Annotated in this window: 15 protein-coding genes and 1 pseudogene; 6 read left to right on the top strand and 10 right to left on the bottom strand. The window is 73.4% G+C overall.

Annotation, left to right across the window (positions count from 1 at the left end; all coding sequences use genetic code 11):
- Nucleotides 1-362 (top strand): annotated as a pseudogene (locus IF23_RS0129630) (potassium-transporting ATPase subunit B); the annotation flags it as partial.
- A 27-nt stretch (nucleotides 363-389) separates the two neighbouring features.
- Complete coding sequence (kdpC, locus tag IF23_RS0129625; RefSeq protein WP_030289173.1) at nucleotides 390-1,007, top strand: potassium-transporting ATPase subunit KdpC; 618 nt, start codon at nucleotides 390-392, stop codon at nucleotides 1,005-1,007.
- A 12-nt stretch (nucleotides 1,008-1,019) separates the two neighbouring features.
- On the opposite strand, the gene IF23_RS0129620 is transcribed toward kdpC, so the two are convergent.
- From IF23_RS0129620 to IF23_RS0129595, 6 genes are all read right to left on the bottom strand, one after another.
- On the bottom strand, nucleotides 1,020-1,766 hold the full coding sequence (locus tag IF23_RS0129620; RefSeq protein ID WP_030289171.1) for a DUF4118 domain-containing protein: 747 nt from the start codon (nucleotides 1,764-1,766) through the stop codon (nucleotides 1,020-1,022).
- Between the two features lie 109 nt (nucleotides 1,767-1,875).
- Nucleotides 1,876-3,546: an ABC transporter family substrate-binding protein gene (locus tag IF23_RS0129615; RefSeq protein ID WP_030289169.1), complete on the bottom strand. Its 1,671-nt coding sequence runs from the start codon at nucleotides 3,544-3,546 to the stop codon at nucleotides 1,876-1,878.
- Between the two features lie 38 nt (nucleotides 3,547-3,584).
- Nucleotides 3,585-5,666, bottom strand: a complete 2,082-nt coding sequence (locus IF23_RS0129610; protein ID WP_030289168.1) for a dipeptide ABC transporter ATP-binding protein — start codon at nucleotides 5,664-5,666, stop codon at nucleotides 3,585-3,587.
- Nucleotides 5,663-6,556 (bottom strand): ABC transporter permease, encoded by an 894-nt coding sequence (locus tag IF23_RS0129605; protein ID WP_030289166.1) that lies wholly within the window; start codon nucleotides 6,554-6,556, stop codon nucleotides 5,663-5,665. The genes IF23_RS0129610 and IF23_RS0129605 overlap by 4 nt, the downstream gene beginning before the upstream one ends.
- A gap of 1 nt (nucleotide 6,557) precedes the next feature.
- Nucleotides 6,558-7,541: an ABC transporter permease gene (locus IF23_RS0129600; RefSeq protein WP_030289165.1), complete on the bottom strand. Its 984-nt coding sequence runs from the start codon at nucleotides 7,539-7,541 to the stop codon at nucleotides 6,558-6,560.
- A 387-nt stretch (nucleotides 7,542-7,928) separates the two neighbouring features.
- Entirely contained in the window at nucleotides 7,929-8,783 is an 855-nt protein-coding gene (locus IF23_RS0129595; protein ID WP_030289163.1) for an alpha/beta fold hydrolase, read from the bottom strand.
- Between the two features lie 404 nt (nucleotides 8,784-9,187).
- Here IF23_RS0129595 and IF23_RS0129590 point away from each other — a divergent pair, with 404 nt between their 5' ends.
- Complete coding sequence (locus IF23_RS0129590) at nucleotides 9,188-9,958, top strand: GNAT family N-acetyltransferase (protein ID WP_030289161.1); 771 nt, start codon at nucleotides 9,188-9,190, stop codon at nucleotides 9,956-9,958.
- 68 nt (nucleotides 9,959-10,026) lie between these two features.
- Entirely contained in the window at nucleotides 10,027-10,350 is a 324-nt protein-coding gene (locus IF23_RS0129585) for a putative quinol monooxygenase (RefSeq protein ID WP_030289159.1), read from the top strand.
- 70 nt (nucleotides 10,351-10,420) lie between these two features.
- Here IF23_RS0129585 and IF23_RS0129580 read toward each other — a convergent pair whose 3' ends face one another.
- Nucleotides 10,421-10,654 (bottom strand): DUF6296 family protein, encoded by a 234-nt coding sequence (locus IF23_RS0129580; RefSeq protein WP_030289157.1) that lies wholly within the window; start codon nucleotides 10,652-10,654, stop codon nucleotides 10,421-10,423.
- A 118-nt stretch (nucleotides 10,655-10,772) separates the two neighbouring features.
- Between IF23_RS0129580 and IF23_RS0129575 the strand changes: the two genes are divergently transcribed.
- Nucleotides 10,773-11,309, top strand: a complete 537-nt coding sequence (locus IF23_RS0129575; RefSeq protein ID WP_030289155.1) for a hypothetical protein — start codon at nucleotides 10,773-10,775, stop codon at nucleotides 11,307-11,309.
- A 25-nt stretch (nucleotides 11,310-11,334) separates the two neighbouring features.
- On the opposite strand, the gene IF23_RS0129570 is transcribed toward IF23_RS0129575, so the two are convergent.
- The 3 genes from IF23_RS0129570 to IF23_RS0129560 all read right to left on the bottom strand — a co-directional run bounded on the left by IF23_RS0129570 (nucleotide 11,335) and on the right by IF23_RS0129560 (nucleotide 14,117).
- On the bottom strand, nucleotides 11,335-11,889 hold the full coding sequence (locus IF23_RS0129570; RefSeq protein ID WP_030289153.1) for a GNAT family N-acetyltransferase: 555 nt from the start codon (nucleotides 11,887-11,889) through the stop codon (nucleotides 11,335-11,337).
- A gap of 72 nt (nucleotides 11,890-11,961) precedes the next feature.
- On the bottom strand, nucleotides 11,962-13,350 hold the full coding sequence (locus tag IF23_RS0129565; RefSeq protein ID WP_030289151.1) for a tetratricopeptide repeat protein: 1,389 nt from the start codon (nucleotides 13,348-13,350) through the stop codon (nucleotides 11,962-11,964).
- 164 nt (nucleotides 13,351-13,514) lie between these two features.
- Entirely contained in the window at nucleotides 13,515-14,117 is a 603-nt protein-coding gene (locus IF23_RS0129560) for a TetR/AcrR family transcriptional regulator (protein WP_030289150.1), read from the bottom strand.
- A 111-nt stretch (nucleotides 14,118-14,228) separates the two neighbouring features.
- Here IF23_RS0129560 and IF23_RS0129555 point away from each other — a divergent pair, with 111 nt between their 5' ends.
- Nucleotides 14,229-15,419: a cytochrome P450 gene (locus IF23_RS0129555; protein ID WP_030289146.1), complete on the top strand. Its 1,191-nt coding sequence runs from the start codon at nucleotides 14,229-14,231 to the stop codon at nucleotides 15,417-15,419.
- Nucleotides 15,420-15,423: the final 4 nt, after the last annotated feature.

Below are 15,423 nucleotides of genomic sequence, written 5' to 3'. Positions count from 1 at the left end.
TCGGCAAACAACTCCTGATCACCCGCGGCGCCCTGACCACCTTCTCCATCGCCAACGACGTCGCCAAGTACTTCGCGATCATCCCCGCGATGTTCGCGGCGGTGTACCCGGGGCTGGACGGGCTCAACATCATGCGGCTGCACAGCCCGACCTCCGCGATCACCTCCGCGATCGTCTTCAACGCCCTGATCATCATCGTGTTGATCCCGCTCGCGCTGCGCGGCGTCCGCTACCGACCGTCCGCCGCGGACCGGCTGCTCGCCCGCAACATCTGGGTCTACGGGCTCGGCGGGCTCGTCCTGCCGTTCCTCGGCATCAAACTGCTCGACCTCGTCATCCAGTTCCTGCCCGGTCTGCGCTGATCGCGCCCGGCGACGGAGAGGACGCCCATGGCACCCGCCGGTCTCCCCACGGCCCTGCGCCGGTATCTGGCGGCCCTGCGGATGCTGCTGGTGTTCACGGTGCTCACCGGGATCGCCTATCCCCTGGCCGTCACCGGTGTCGCCCAGGCGCTCCTCCCCGGACGGGCCAACGGCTCGCTGCTGACGGCGGACGGCAGGCCGGTGGGCTCACGGCTCCTCGGGCAGAACTTCGCGCTGCCCGGCACACACGGCGCCCGGCCCGACCCGGCGTGGTTCCAGCCCCGCCCGTCGGCCGCCGACTACGACCCGGGGAAGTCCGGCGCCTCCAACCTCGGGCCGAACAACCCGGCGCTGACCGCCGCCGTCCGGGCGCGCCGCGCCGCCGTCGCCGCGTTCGACGGCGTCCCGGCGGCGGCCGTCCCGCCGGACGCGGTCACCGCCGGGGGCTCCGGCCTCGACCCGGACATCTCCCCGGCGTACGCATACGAGCAGGTCAGCCGGGTCGCGCGGGCCCGGCGGGTGGCCCCGGCGCGGGTGCGGGCGCTGGTCGAGCGGCATGTCGAGGGACGCCAACTGGGGTTCCTGGGGCAGCCGCACGTCAATGTCCTCCTCCTCAACCGGGCGCTGGGCGCGGCGGGGCGGTGACCCGGCCCGGTGTCAGACGGGCGCCGGGCGGAGGTTGTCGAAGGCCGCACCGGTCTGGTCGGCGAGGGTGACCGCGACCAGACGGGCGCCGAGCGGCGGGGTGGCGCCGGGGGCCGCGCGGAGCAGGAAGCGGCCGTGGAAGCGCCCGTTGTGCAGCACCCGCAGCTCCACCTCGGTCGGCGGCAGGCCGTCCCGGTCGACGTCCCAGTGCCGCCGCCCCCAGCTGAGCGAGCCGTCCCCCTCCAGGCGCGGCGGGTGGCCGAGGAGCGTGCCGTACTCGAAGCGGCAGCCGCTCAGCCCGAGCAGACCGACCAACTGCCGGGAGACCTGGTCGATCACCTCGTCCGGGGAGGTGGCCGTCCCGGCGAGGCGGGCGGTGTGGTGGATCTGCGCCAGATAGTCGTCGTCCAGGACCGTGCTCACCTTCCACTTCCGGGCCCGCGCGGCGAGCTGGGCGACGGTGAGGCCGACGGCGAGGAGCAGCGCGGCGGTCACGGCGTCGGCGGTGCCGGTGATGTCCAGGGTGCCGTAGGGCGGGGTGAGGAGAACGTCGAACCAGACCGCGGCGGAGAGCGCCGCCAGCGCCCCGGCGACCCGGTTGCCCAGAGCGGCCACCGCCACCACGGCCACCACGGCGATCAGCGCCGCGTCGGCGTGGGGCAGGGCGTCCCGGACGGGTACGAGCGCCGCGCAGAGCGCGGGCGGGAGAAGGACCGCGCCCGCGAGGGCGAGCCGGTTCCGGGTGGCGTACCGGACCATGGCGTTCACCTCCACTTCCGGTGTAACCGCCACCGGCCCGCCGGGGCCGTCCGCCCGCCGGACCTTGACGCCATCTTGGCGCGCGGCCGCGGGCGAGCGGGCGCGGGCGTCACTTCTGCCAGCCGACCGTCTCCGGCAGCGGGCTGAGGAAAATCGTCGCGCCGACGTTGGCGAGCCCCTTCTTCACGCCGTACGTCGACGGGCCGCTGAACAGCGGCAGGAAGGCGTACTGCGCCAGCGCCTTCCGCTCGACCTCGTTGACCGCCCGGGCCTGTTCGCCCAGGTCGGCGAGGCCGGCGGTGGCGCGGATCGCCTTGTCGAGGGCGGGGGTGCCGGCGCCGGTGAGGTTGGAGTCGCGGTCGGCGCAGTAGAAGTCGCAGAGGTAGCGGGTGCCGAAGGGGTCCATGGAGCGGTTGCCGGAGAGGATCAGGTCGAAGCGGTGCTCGTTGAGGATCTTGGCGAAGTCCGCGTCGTCGCCCTTCTTGACGACGAGGTGGATCCCGGCGGGCTTCAGCATGGCGGCGAGGGCGCCCGCGGTGGCCTTGCCCAGCGGGTCGTCGCCGAGGAGGGTGTAGCCGATCTCCAGCTTCCTGCCGTTCTTGACGCGGATGCCGTCCGGGCCGGGCTTCCACCCCGCGGCGTCGAGGGTCCTGGGCGCCTGGCCGGGCGCGTACTTGAGGACGGCCGCGACGTTGTCCTCGTACCTTTTCTGGAAGCTGTAGAGGACGGCCGAGCCGGGCAGCGGCTCCTTGTGGTCGAGGCCCTGGAACTGGATGCGGGCGATCTGCGGGCGGTCCACGGATTCGACGACCGCCTTGCGGACGGCTTTGTCGGCGAGGATCGGGGAGCGGGTGTTGAAGTTCAGCGCGTACTCGAAGGGGGAGCCGCCGCTGCGGATCTCGGTGCCCTTCAGGCCCTTGAGCTGCTCAAGGCTCTCCGCGTCGACGGCGGAGACGTAGTCGAGCTGGCCGTTCTTGAAGGCGTTGACCGCCGCCGTCGGCTCCAGGTTGACGTAGACGCGCTTGTCGAGCTTGCCCTTCTTCCCCCACCACCTGGGGTTGCGGACGAAGCTGAGGTTGCCGGAGTGGGTGTCCCAGCTGCCGACGGTGTACGGACCGGCGCCCCACTCCGGGTGGGCCTTCTTCACATACGCCGTGTTGAAGTTCCCGGCGGTGGCGGCCTTCGGGTGGAGGAAGGTGCTGAAGAGGGCGGGCCAGGCGGGGTTGACGCCCCGGAAGCGGATGACGGCCTGTTTGGCGTCCTTGCCGCGGTCGACCGCGGTGATCCGGTCGTAGCCGTCCGTGGAGGCGGCGCCGAACTCCTTGCGGGAGCCGTTGTTCGCCTTCCAGGTGGCCTCGATCGCCCGCCAGTCGATGGGCGTGCCGTCGTTGAACGTGGCCTTCGGGTTGAGCGTGAGGACGACCTTCTGGTGGCCGCCGTCGACGGTGACCTTCACATCGCTGTAGTAGTCGGGGTTGTACCGGACCCCGCCGGTGGGCGTGTAGGTGATCGCGTCCGCGTTGTACCAGGCCCAGACGCGGGCGGCGGTCAGGGTGGCGTTGACGTGGAACGGGTTGCCCTGGTCGTCGAAGGTACCGGCGGTGGTGTAGGTGCCGCCGTCCTTGAGCTTGTCGTACGGCTGCGGGTTGTAGTCGACGGCGGCCGACGCGGTCCGGGGGCCGTCGGCGGTGTCCTGCGCGGCGGGCGCCCGGCAGGCGGTGGCGGCCACGGAGACGGCGGCGACGAGGGCGAGGGGCGGGACCAGTCTGGCGCGCTTCACGGCGGGGTTCCTTCGTGTTCCGGGGAGGGGGTTCGGGGTCAGGCGGCGTGGCAGGCGTGGCGGTGGCCGGGGGCGCCGTCCACGGCGGTGGGGGCCGGGCGTTCGGTGCGGCAGCGGCGGCGCAGCTCCGCACCGGCGTGCCGGTACAGCGGGCAGCGGTCCACGAAGACACAGCCCTCGGGCGGCCGGGTGGCACCGGGCTGCTCACCCGCCAGGACCAGCCGTTCGCGGGCGCGTTCACGCACCGGGTCGGGCACCGGGACCGCGGAGAGCAGCGCCCGGGTGTACGGGTGCCGGGGGTCGGCGAAGAGCGCTTCGGTGGGGCCGGTCTCGACGAGTTGGCCGAGGTACATCACGGCGACGCGGTCGGCGAGGTGGCGGACGACGCCCAGGTCGTGGGCGACGACGAGGGTGGCGAGGGAGAGTTCCCGGCGCAGCCGCGCCAGCAGGTTGATCACTCCGGCCTGTACGGAGACGTCGAGGGCGGAGAGCGGTTCGTCGAGGACGAGCAGTTTCGGCTCGGTGGCCAGTGCCCGGGCGATGCCGACGCGTTGCCGCTGGCCGCCGGAGAGCGCGGCCGGGAAGCGGTCGCTCACCGCCGGGTCCAGGCCGACCAGGCGGAGCAGTTCGGGGACGCGGGCGCGGACGGCGGCGCGGTCGGCGCCGACGGCCTGGAGGGGTTCGGCGAGCAGATGGTGGACGGGCAGCCGCGGGTCGAGGGCGCCCAGCGGGTCCTGGAGGACGATCTGCACCTCCCGCCGCAGCTTCTGCACCTCGGCCCCGGCGCCCGCGACCTCGGTCCCGGCGATCTCGATGCGGCCGCCCTCGGGCCGCTTCAGCCGCAGGATCTCCAGCAGGGTGGTGGTCTTGCCGCTGCCGGACTCGCCGACCAGGCCCAGGGTCTCCCCGGCGCGCAGTTCGAAGCTGACGCCGTTGACGGCGTGCACCGTGCCGACCCGGCGTTTGAGGACGCCGCCCCTGGTGACGGGGAAGGTCTTGACCAGGTCCTCGACGCGGAGCACCACCTCGCCGGGCGCGGCGGGGCCCGTGACGGGGCCGGGCGTACCGTCCGGCGCGGGCCCGGCGGGGTCCAGCGTCCCGTCGGCGATCTCACCGGCGCGCAGACAGGCGGCCTGCCCGTGGCCGGGGATGTCGCGGAGTGCGGGGTCGGTGGTGCGGCAGGCGTCGGCGGCGACCCGGCAGCGGTCCGCGAAGGCGCAGCCGGGCGGCGGGTCGACGAGGGCGGGCGGTTCGCCGCCGATCGGGACGAGCGGGCGGCGCTCCCCGCCGTCCACGGTGGGGACGGCGGCGAGCAGCCCGGCGGTGTACGGCATCACCGGCCGGTCGAACAGCTCCGCCACACCCGCCCGCTCCACGGTGCGGCCCGCGTACATCACCGCGATGTCATCGGCGTGGCCTGCGACGACGCCGAGGTCGTGGGTGATGAGGACGAGCGCGGCGCCGGTCTCCCGCCGGGCCACCCGCAGGACGTCGAGGATCTGTGCCTGGACGGTGACGTCGAGGGCGGTGGTGGGTTCATCGGCGATGAGGACGGACGGCCGGTTGGCGATGGCCAGGGCGATGACGACGCGCTGGCGCATCCCGCCGGAGAACTCGTGCGGGAAGGCGCGGGCGCGTCCGCGCGGGTCGGGGATGCCGACGAGGTCGAGGAGTTCGACGGCGCGGTCCCAGGCGGCCCGTTTCGTCAGGCTCTGGTGGACGCGGAGGGCGTCGGAGAGCTGGCGGCCGACGGAGAAGATCGGGGTGAGGGCGGAGAGCGGGTCCTGGAAGATCATGCCGAGGTCGGCGCCGCGGACCGCGGAGAGCGCCTTGTCGTCGAGTCCGACCAGGTCACGGCCGTTCAGCAGGACCTGCCCGGTGACGTCGGCGGTGGGCGGCAGCAGACCCATGACGCCCATCGCGGTGGCCGATTTGCCGGAGCCTGACTCGCCGACGATGCCGAGGGTGCGGCCCGGCAGCAGATCGAAGGAGACCCCGCGGACCGCCTCGACGGTCCCGGCTTCGGAGGGGAAGGAGATCCGCAGGTCCCGTACGGAGAGCACGGGGGTGGTGGCGGCGGGCCGCGGCGCCGGGTGGGGCAGGGTCGTCGTACGGGTCATCGTCGGCCTCCAGCGGCGCCGGTGACGGAGGTGGGGTCGAGGGCGTCGCGCAGTCCGTCGCCGATGAGGGTCATCGAGACGGTGAGCAGGACGACCAGCCCCGCGGGGAAGGCGAAGAGCCAGGGGGCGCTCGTGACGGTGCCCGCGCCGTCGGCGAGCATCGTGCCGAGGGAGACGTCCGGGGTCTGGACGCCGAACCCGAGGAAGGAGAGGGCGGTTTCGCTCAGGACGGTCGCGACGACGCCGAGCGTCAGATGGACGATCAGCAGCGAGCCGAGGTTCGGGATCAGATGCCGCCGGACGATGCGCGGGGCGCTGACGCCCATGAACTCCGCCGCCCGCACATAGTCCCGTTCGCGCAGCGAGGTCGAGACGGACCAGATGACGCGGGCGGTGGACATCCAGCCGAAGACCGTCAGCACGACGATGAGCACCCGCCAGTCACCCGCGAGCCGGTGGGAGACGAGCGCGAGGATGAGGAAGGACGGGACGACCAGCAGGAAGTGGAGGACGGCGAGCGTCATCCGCTCGATACGGCCACCGAGGTACGCGGCGCCGGTGCCGATGACCGCGGCGACGACGACCGTCAGCGCGGAGACGCTGACGGCGATCACCAGGGACCGCCGGAGACCGTGCACGGCGGAGGCGTAGACGTCGTTGCCGCCCTGGTTGGTGCCGAACCAGTGGGTGGCGTCCGGTGGTCGGGTGAGCGCGGTGAAGTCGGTGTCGGCGTAGGTGTACGGCGTGAGCAGTCCGCCGCAGACGCTGAACAGCACCAGCAGGACGAGGAGCGCGACGCCGGTGACGGCGAGCCGGTTGCGCAGGAAGCGCCGCAGGTAGAGGCGGCTGAGGCGGTGGGCGGGGGCGTCGGTTTCCGGGGTGGTGGCCATCTCAGCTCACCCGGACCCGCGGGTCGAGGAAGACGGTGGCGATGTCCGCGAGGATCGCGCCGACCGCGGTGAGGGCGGCGGCGAAGGCGGCGGTGGCGACGGTGCCGTGCACATCGTTCTTGGCGATGGTCTGGAGGAAGTAGCGGCCCATCCCGTTCCAGCCGAAGATCGTCTCGGTGATGACGGCGCCGGTGAAGAGCGCCGGGATGCTGAACGCCACCGAGGTCGCCGTCGGGATCAGCGCGGTACGCAGCGCATGCCGCCGGATCGCCCGGGCGCGGGTCAGCCCGGTGGCGCGGGCGGTGCGGACGTAGTCGGCGTGGAGCGTGTCGAGCAGCAGCGACCGCTGGGTCAGATGGTGGCCGACGTATCCCATCAGGGTCAGCGTCAGGGTCGGCAGGATCAGATGGAGCAGGCGGTCGCCGATCGTGGGGAGCAGCCCCTCGACGTTCGGGGAGTTCTCCCCGGCGACGTAGAGGAAGTGCAGTCCGGCGTGCTGGTTGAGCCAGATGGCGACGGAGACCACGGCGAGGGCGGCGACGGACGTCGGGATGTTCAGCACCAGGACGGAGACCACCTGGGAGAGGCGGTCGGCCCAGCCGTACTGCCGCGATGCGGTGTACACGCCCAGCGCGACGCCGAGCAGGACGGACAGGACGGTGGCGATGACAACCAGTTCGGCGCTGACCAGGGCGCGGTGGCCGATCTCGTCGTTGACGGCGACGCCCGTGGGGGAACTTCCCCAGTCGAAGTGGCGGACGACGGAGGTCAGCCACTCCCACCACCGGTGCACCAGCGGCACCCGCGGGTCCAGGTGGTAGGGGGCGAGCGCCCGGTCGATCTGCTCCTCGGTACGGACCGGCCGCAGCTCCCGGAAGTTGGCCCGCGGATCGAGGAACCAACTCGCCAGGAAATAGGTGGCGTTGGTGGCGACGACGATCATCAGCAGCCAGCCCGCGGCCTTACGCGTCACATGGCGCAGCATGCGCGCCACCTCCTGGGGCGGGCCGCGGGGACGCCGGGTCTGCGGGATTTCTGCATGGGCCGTGGAGCTTTCCGGGAAGACGGACGGGAGACGTGCACAAACGTGCGAACGTCAGTCTTGTCCGGGCCCGTTCACCGGCACCAGAGATGACATGGGGACGCCAAGAGACCGACATACCGTCGTAGCAAATCGACGGCATTCCCGGAATGCGCGGGCGGCGTCCACCACACCCACCGCCCGGGAATTCTCCCCTTCCCTACGGAGTAACTCCTTGACGAATCCAGGGATTTGAGAGGGGAAAGCCGAAAGGGGGCCGCGCGAAACGGAGGACCGGCGGCGCGGTTCCTTCCCTTTCCTCCCGCGCCGCCGGTCATCCGGGGTGGAACGTCAGCCCGCGGCGAGACCCGCGAGGATTTCGGCGGCGGGCTCCGGGTGGACGAGCCAGTGCAGATGACTTCCCGGGAGTGTGTGGACGTCGAAGGGGTTGTCCGGGGTGCGGGCGTCGCCCTCGCGGATCATCCGGTCCTGCATGGCGAGCGGAATGGCGAGGTCGTCGGCGAGCCGCACATAGGTCTTGGGAATGCGGCCCCAGGTCGCTGCGTGCGCGCAGTCGGCGGTGGTTCCGGCGTCGAGATTGTCGTCGGGCTGGAAGGTGTTCAGGAAGGCGCGGAATTCGTCGTCGGTGAGGTCGGCGCCGATGGTCCGCCGCAGCGCGCCGAGCGCCTCCGGATCCGCGGTACGGAAATTGCAGCGGAGCACCCCGAGTTCCGCCGGATCGCCGACCAGCGCGGTCGCCATGGCGCGCGGATCGACGTCCGCCATCTCCGGCCCGGCGTAGTACCCGGCGACGTCGAGGTCCACCGGGCACCACCCGGAGACGTAGACGAGGCGGTCGACGAGGTCGGGCCGGGCGTTGGCGACCGCGGTGAGGGTGATGCCGCCGCGGCTGTGGCCGACGAGCACGGTCGGGCCGTTCCGCCTCGCCCGCTCCAGGACGGCGATGACGCGGGCGACGGCGTCCGCGAGGGTGACGTCCTTGATGCCGCCCGGCGCCGAGGCGAGCGCGTCGGCGTCCTGCGGCGCCTGGTACGCGGCGGGGAAGGTCGCCTCGAAGCCGTGCCCCGGCAGATCGACCGCGACGGACCGGTGCCCGAGAAGGCCCAGTTCGGCCTGGAGCGGCGCGAAGGAGAAGGAGTTGGCGAACGCCCCGTGGACGAGGACGAAGGTCGGAAGAGTAGGCATGCCCCAGCGTCCAACGGTCCGATCTCGGCGACAAGCGAAATACGGACTGCGTACGGACTGCGAAGCGGTCACGGTGGCGGGGCGGGGACGGTGGGCCGCGCGCCCGCGCCCGGCGCCGCCCACGGCCACCGGAAGGCGACCGCCCCACGCCCCGTCCGATGGCTGTCAGGGCCATCCGCCTGTACTTCCGTGGCGGGTGCGCGGCCCGCCCTGCGAAGGCGAGGCGATCATGCGATCTCGCGGAGTTGCGCCGGGGCGGGGTCGGTGTGCACAGTAGACGTCCGCTCGGCCGGGCGCGCGTAGGCGCTGCCGCCGGCGGACCCCCCTAACTTCCAGACCCGGCCCTCTCCGGTCGCGCCCGCGCGCGCCCGGGGACGCGGCCTCCCCACGTACCCGAGAGAGCTATGCAGGCAACGACACCCGCCCCCCGCACCACGGATCCGCTCGGTCAGGGTCTGGAGTCGCAGGCCGGTACCGCTCTGCTGCGCTTCGGCGTCGCGCGGCGGCGACCGGCCGACCGGATCAGCTGGAGCGGCAGCGGCGCCGCGGCGTGGCTCGACCGCGAGCAGGTGATGAGCGTCGGCGACCCGGACGCCGCCGCCGGACTCGTACTGCGCGCCGCGCACGGGCTGCCCGACCGGGTACGGGAGTTCACCGTGCCGCGCGGCTCCGACGTGCTGGTCGGCCGCCACCTCCCGGTGACCGACGCCGTCGAGTGGGTCTTCCGCTGGACGGAACAGGAGCCGCCCCCGCACGCCGCGGAGGACCGGGTGCACGCCCTGGACGCCACCCACCACGACGAACTGCGCGCCTTCCTCGCCGAACACAGCCCCGCCCACTCCACGGGCCCCGGCTCCGCCGACGTCCGCCTCTGGGCCGGGATCCGCGACGGTGCCGGACAGCTGGTGGCGTGCGGGGCGCTGAGCCGGCTGCGGGACAGCGGCGCACCGCTGATGGTCTCGGTCGCCACCGACGCGGCCCGCCGCGGCGAGGGGCTGGGCGCCGCGCTCACCTCCTGGCTGACCCGGTACGCGGTCCGCGGACACGGCGTCTGCACCCTGTGGCAGCTCGGCGGCAACGCCCCCGCCGAACGGCTCTACGACCGCCTCGGCTACCGCACCGGCGACCCCTGCGTCACGGCACGGATCGCACCCGCGCCGCCGCTGGCCGCCTGACCGTCGGCGCGGCTCCGGCGGGCCGGACCCGCTGATCCCGCCCGCCGGAGATGACCTAGAATCGCCGAATGATCTTTATTGTTGTGAAGTTTCCGGTGAAGCCCGAATACGCCGAGGAGTGGCCGCAGCACGTGGCCGCGTTCACCGAGGCGACCCGCGCCGAGCCGGGCAACCTCTGGTTCGAGTGGTCCCGCAGCGTCGAGGACCCGCTGTCCTACACCCTGGTCGAGGCGTTCCGGGACGACGCCGCCGAGGCCCACGTCAACTCCGACCACTTCCGCGCCGGTCTGGAGACCATGCGCCCGATGCTGCGGCACACCCCCGAGATCGTGAGCACCGCGATCGAGGGCGCCAGCGGCTGGAGCGCCATGGGCGAGCTGGTCATCGACTGACACCCGTCCGTGTCACGGCCGCCGTACGGGGGACCCCGCCGGGCGGGCCACAATCCGTACGGCGTCCGGGTCAGAACGGTTTCAGGGCGCGGGCCAGGAGCGGTACGCCGATCTCCTGGTGCCCGCCGCTGGCCATCATCCGGACCTCACCGCGGTCGCTGATCTCGGCGCGGACGATGCCCGTCTCGTCCTCGTAGACCGGGAATCCGCCCGCCCCGGCGGCCGCGGTGCGCCGGACGACCACCACGTCGTCGGCGACCGCGGACGACTGGAACACCAGCTCAAAGGCTTCCGGGTACTCCATGGCTGCCTCTTCGGCGATGCGCGGGGGTCTGGGTCTTCCATCGTCTCGCACCCCGGAGCGCGGCGCCCGGCGGACGGGCACCGCGGCGCGCGCCACCGCCTCGGTATCGTGACGCCCCATGGGGGACAACAGCACACTGTGGACCTTGGCCATCGCCGTGGTGACCGGCGGCACCGCGGTGCTCGCGAGCTGGGTGACCGGCCGCGGCAGCGCCCGCGCCGCCACCATCCAGGCGGAGACCGCCGCCCGCGCGCAGCGCGCCGAGCGGCTGCGTGAGAGCCGCCGCACCGCCTACCTCGACCTCATCGAGCAGGCCCACCGCATGGGCGAGCTGTACTGGGAGACCTCCGCCCTGCTGCGCCGCCCGGACTCCCCCGAGCGCCTCGACACCCTCCGTGAGCTGCACGACCGCGAGATCGCGGAGTACGGCCGGATCCGCCGCTGCGCCCGCATCGTGGAGCTGGAGGGCCCGCCCGAGGCCGCCGCCGCGGCCCTCGCCCTCCAGAAGGCGACCGGCCCCTTCTACACCGGCGTCACCGCCGAACTCTCCGGCGACCCCACCGGCCGCGACCGCCTGGACGCCGCCTACGCCCCCTTCTGGCAGTCCCTGGAACACTTCGTGGACGCGGCACGGACGGCCCACCAGCGGGAATGAAACCGGCGGCGCCGGACGGCACGGGTCAGGGCACGTCCACCGGGTGCAGCCGGGCGAATTCATCGGCCAGCAGGCCCAGTACGACGAGATCCTGGTGCCGTCCGGCGAGGAAGACGTGGTCACGGAGGCGGCCCTCCTCGACGAAGCCGAGCGCCCGGTGGAGCGCCAGGGACGCCGCGTTGTCCGCGAAGATCCGCACCTCGCACTTGTGGTAGCGCCGCTCGGCGAAGAAGAACCGCAGCAACAGCACCGCCGCCTCCCGCGCATACCCCTTGCGCCGGTGACCGCCCTCCAGCGTGATGCCGTACTCGAACCGTCCCGCGTGCGGATCGGCGTACGACGTGCCGACAGCGCCGACCGTCTCCCCCGTGTCCCGGGCCACGATCATCAGCCGGAAGCAGTCGCTCTCCGCCGCGGTGGCCTGCTCCCGCGCCCGGACGCGGAAGCTCTCGGCGGAGCGCGGCGGCCGGAGTACGTCGCCCGACCGTTCCTCGTCGGCGGCGAGGCGGCGGAACGCGGCCCAGTCGCCCGGCTCGACGGCGCGCAGCCGTACCCGCTGTCCGGTCCAGAAGGAGGTCATCCCGTATCCGACCACGGCGCGCCGCCCGCGGCACAGCCCTTCGTCGGCCGGACCGGGCACCGTGGAGCGTCGTTAGCCGTCCGCTCCTTCCCGGCGTGCCAGCAGTTCCCGGGCCGTGCGGGTGCGCGGGTGCCAGGGGCCGTACGCGCTCTCGCAGGCCGCGGCCGCCTCCGTGGCGAGGCGGTCGGCGTCGGCGGGGGTGGGCTTCGGGGGCTTGCTGACGGTGGCGTCGAGGAAGCGGACGACGGGGGCGGGGAACATGCCCACGGCGCGGGTGCGGCCGGGGCCGTCCTCGGCCAGGCCGCGTATCGCCTCGTCGGCCAGTCCGGCGTGGGTGAGGCGGATGAGCGCGGCCGCGCGGGGGTGATCGCGCGCCAGCGCCTCGGCGTCGCGGAAGGCCAGGGCGTCGTGGAGCAGGGACAGCGCCTCGGACCACAGCCGCTGGCGGGCTCGCGAGCGGGCGCGGTGGAGTTGGGTGAGGATCCGCGCCGGGTGGGCGGCGCCCAGAATCCGCCAGTACAGCCCGGTGGCGGAGTGCAGCAGCCGCTCGCTCTCCGCGTACCGGCGCTGCCCGTGCAGCGCCTCGGCGAGCACCGTCAGCACATCGGCGGCCCGCACCAGCACATCGCCGTCCACGGTGGAGAGCTTGCCGGTGAAGGGCCCCTCGGCGTTCTCCCGCAGCAGCTCGCCCAGGGACGGCCCGGTGTTTCCGGCCAGCGTCAGCCCGCGGGCGCACGCCGCCGCGTCCGCGCGGGCCAGCACCGGCCGCAGCACCGTCTCGGCCTCGGCGTGGTCCCCGCAGCGCACCCGGAGGCGGCCGAGGGCCAGCGCGTCGGCGAGGCCCTCGCCCGCCGGGCAGGCCACGATCCGCTCGGCGAACGGCAGCGCCGCCTCGTACGCACCGCACCGCTCGTAGCCGTCCCGCAGCCGCCGGGCCGCCGCGACCGGTGCGGGCCGGGTGGCCCCGGCGCGCCACAGGAGGGCGCGGACGTGCGGTGCGAAGAGCGGGAGTTCGGCGGCGTCGGCGCTGCGCAGGAGGGCGCGGTCCAGGAGCGCGGCGGCCCAGGCGTCGGACGCGGGCCGGGCCGGGCCGCCGGGCCGGGCGGCGGGCGGCCGCAGACAGCGGACCGGGCCGTGCGCCGTGCCCCGCGGCGCCGTCGGCACGGCGGCGGGCACGTCCTCGACGGCCAGCGCGGCGACCGCCTCGGCCACGTCCGCGGGCGCGGGGCCGGGGTCCGGCAGCGGCACGGCGGCCAGCGCCTGCGGGTCCAGGGTGTGCGCGGGCAGCGGTGCCTCGGCGAACCGGGCCGTCAGGTCCGCGGGCTCCGGCGGGGGCCCGGCGTCCGCCGTGCCGTCCGGCTCCGGTGCCGGACCGGCGTAGGTGAGATACAGATCCCGGCCCGCCTGATGGACGCGGCCACCCTCACGCGCCTCCGCCCGGAAAGACCCTCCGTCACCCATCCCCGCCCCCTGAACTCCGCTGCTCCCTCTCCAGGTTAGGGCGCACCGGTGACAGTCACCCGTACGAACGCCCCGCGCCGCCGCGGACGGTGGACGCACGCCGGGACCGGAGGGGCGAGCCGCGCGGGCGCGGGCCGCCGGGCGGCGTACGGTGTCCACCCGCCTCAGCGCTCCTCCGGCTCCGGCACCCCGTCCAGCAGCTGTTCGAGCAGGCCCAGGACCAGCCCGCAGACCGCGTCCGGGTCGGCACCGGCGAGGGGTTCGCGGCCGACGACGACGCGCATGATGCCGATGCCCAGCAGCCACGCCATGGCGAGGTCGGCGCGGAGCGCCGCGTCCTCGGCGCCGGAGAGCGTGGCGAGCACCGCCACGTACTGCTCCCCCAGCGCCTTCACCGTCTCCGAGCCGTCGTCGGCGCCGCCGACGGAGCGCAGATAGACCGCGAGGGAACGGTCGTGGTGCTCCTTGCCGTGGTGGGTGAGCATGCCCCGCAGCGCTGTCTCAAGCAGCTTCTCCGGCGGTGTGGTCCGCAGCTGCTCCTGGCCGCTGTGGGCCATCACCTCCGTCAGCAAGGCGCTTTTCGAGCCGAAATACCGGAACAGCAGCGCCTGGTTGGCACCGGCCCGGTCCGCGATGTCCCGCACGGTCGCGGCGTCGTAACCGCGCTCGGCGAACAGATCGGCGGCCGCCTCCAGCAGTCTTCGGCGGGTGGCCCGGGCGTCTCTTCTCCGGGGTGAACCGGCCGGTACGTCGGCGGAGTTCGCCATGGTGCTCCTTTCCGGACGGCCCGTCAGGATAACGGCCGTAACCGGTCGTTGACCGTCCGCGGACCGGCGCCCTAACGTTTGTAAGCAGGTGCTTACACAAGGGAGGTCACCGTGACCACAGCTGACACAGCACCCCTCTCCTATCCCTTCAACACCGCCGACAACCTGTCGCTGTCCGAGGTCTACGACGAGGCCCGCGACCGCCCCGGTCTGCTGCGGGTCCAGATGGCCTACGGGGAGCCCGCCTGGCTGGTGACGCGGTACGCCGAAGCCCGCTTCGTCCTCGGTGACCAGCGCTTCAGCCGCGCGCTGGGGATCGAGCGCGACGAGCCGCGGCAGTCCGAGGGCAGCCGCAACAGCGGCATCCTCAGCATGGACCCGCCCGAGCACACCCGGCTGCGCTCGCTGGTGGCGAAGGCGTTCACCGTCCGCCAGGTGGAGAAACTCCGGCCCCAGGTCAAGGAGTTGACCGGCCAGTTGCTGGACGAGCTGGAGGACGCCGGTCCGCCCGCCGATCTGGTGGACCGCTATGCGCTGCCGATCCCCGTCGCGGTCATCTGCCGGATGCTGGGCGTGCCCGTCGAGGACCGGCCGAAGTTCCGCGCCTGGAGCGACGCGGCGCTGTCGACCAGCTCGCTGACGGCCGAGGAGTTCGACACCAACCGCGAGGAACTCCGCGCCTACATGGGGCAGTTGATCGACGAGCACCGCAGGCATCCGCAGGACGACCTGATGACGGCGCTCATCGACGCGCGGGACGCCGGGGACCGCCTCTCCGAACTGGAGCTGGTCGATCTCTGTGTCGGCATCCTCGTCGCCGGACACGAGACGACCGCGACGCAGATCCCCAATTTCGTTCTCACCCTGCTCGATCACCCCGAGGAGCTGGCCCGGCTGCGGGAGCGTCCGGAGCTGATGGCCGGTGCGGTGGAGGAGCTGCTGCGGTTCGTGCCGCTGGGCAGCGGCGCGGGGCAGCCGCGGTACGCCACCGAGGACATCGAGGTCGGCGGCACGCTGGTGCGCGCCGGTACGCCGGTGCTGGTCGCGGTGGGCGCCGCCAACCGCGATGCGCTCCGCTTCTCCTCCCCCGGCACCCTGGACTTCGCCCGGACCGGCAACCAGCACCTCGGTTTCGGCCACGGCGTCCACCACTGCCTGGGCGCGCCGCTGGCCCGGCTGGAGCTCCAGGAGGCGCTGGGTGCGTTGATCGCCCGCTTCCCGGGGCTGCATGTCGCGGGCGATGTGCAGTGGAAGACCGAGATGCTGGTGCGCGGGCCACGCGTGCTGCCGGTGGGGTGGTGAGCCG

It is taken from the genome of Streptomyces catenulae (assembly GCF_000718015.1).
Lineage (GTDB): Bacteria > Actinomycetota > Actinomycetes > Streptomycetales > Streptomycetaceae > Streptomyces > Streptomyces catenulae.
Note: the sequence above shows the minus strand (reverse complement) of the source record. Positions and strands in the feature narration are given on the sequence as shown.

Bases quoted from the DNA above. Each gene is read 5' to 3' on its own strand.
- IF23_RS0129590 (WP_030289161.1), top strand. From the start codon at position 9,188: ATGCAGGCAACGACACCCGCCCCCCGCACCACGGATCCGCTCGGTCAG.
- IF23_RS0129560 (WP_030289150.1), bottom strand. From the start codon at position 14,117: ATGGCGAACTCCGCCGACGTACCGGCCGGTTCACCCCGGAGAAGAGAC.
- IF23_RS0129585 (WP_030289159.1), top strand. From the start codon at position 10,027: ATGATCTTTATTGTTGTGAAGTTTCCGGTGAAGCCCGAATACGCCGAG.
- IF23_RS0129600 (WP_030289165.1), bottom strand. From the start codon at position 7,541: ATGCTGCGCCATGTGACGCGTAAGGCCGCGGGCTGGCTGCTGATGATC.
- IF23_RS0129595 (WP_030289163.1), bottom strand. From the start codon at position 8,783: ATGCCTACTCTTCCGACCTTCGTCCTCGTCCACGGGGCGTTCGCCAAC.
- kdpC (WP_030289173.1), top strand. From the start codon at position 390: ATGGCACCCGCCGGTCTCCCCACGGCCCTGCGCCGGTATCTGGCGGCC.
- IF23_RS0129565 (WP_030289151.1), bottom strand. From the start codon at position 13,350: ATGGGTGACGGAGGGTCTTTCCGGGCGGAGGCGCGTGAGGGTGGCCGC.
- IF23_RS0129620 (WP_030289171.1), bottom strand. From the start codon at position 1,766: ATGGTCCGGTACGCCACCCGGAACCGGCTCGCCCTCGCGGGCGCGGTC.
- IF23_RS0129605 (WP_030289166.1), bottom strand. From the start codon at position 6,556: ATGGCCACCACCCCGGAAACCGACGCCCCCGCCCACCGCCTCAGCCGC.
- IF23_RS0129580 (WP_030289157.1), bottom strand. From the start codon at position 10,654: ATGGAGTACCCGGAAGCCTTTGAGCTGGTGTTCCAGTCGTCCGCGGTC.
- IF23_RS0129570 (WP_030289153.1), bottom strand. From the start codon at position 11,889: ATGACCTCCTTCTGGACCGGACAGCGGGTACGGCTGCGCGCCGTCGAG.
- IF23_RS0129610 (WP_030289168.1), bottom strand. From the start codon at position 5,666: ATGACCCGTACGACGACCCTGCCCCACCCGGCGCCGCGGCCCGCCGCC.
- IF23_RS0129575 (WP_030289155.1), top strand. From the start codon at position 10,773: ATGGGGGACAACAGCACACTGTGGACCTTGGCCATCGCCGTGGTGACC.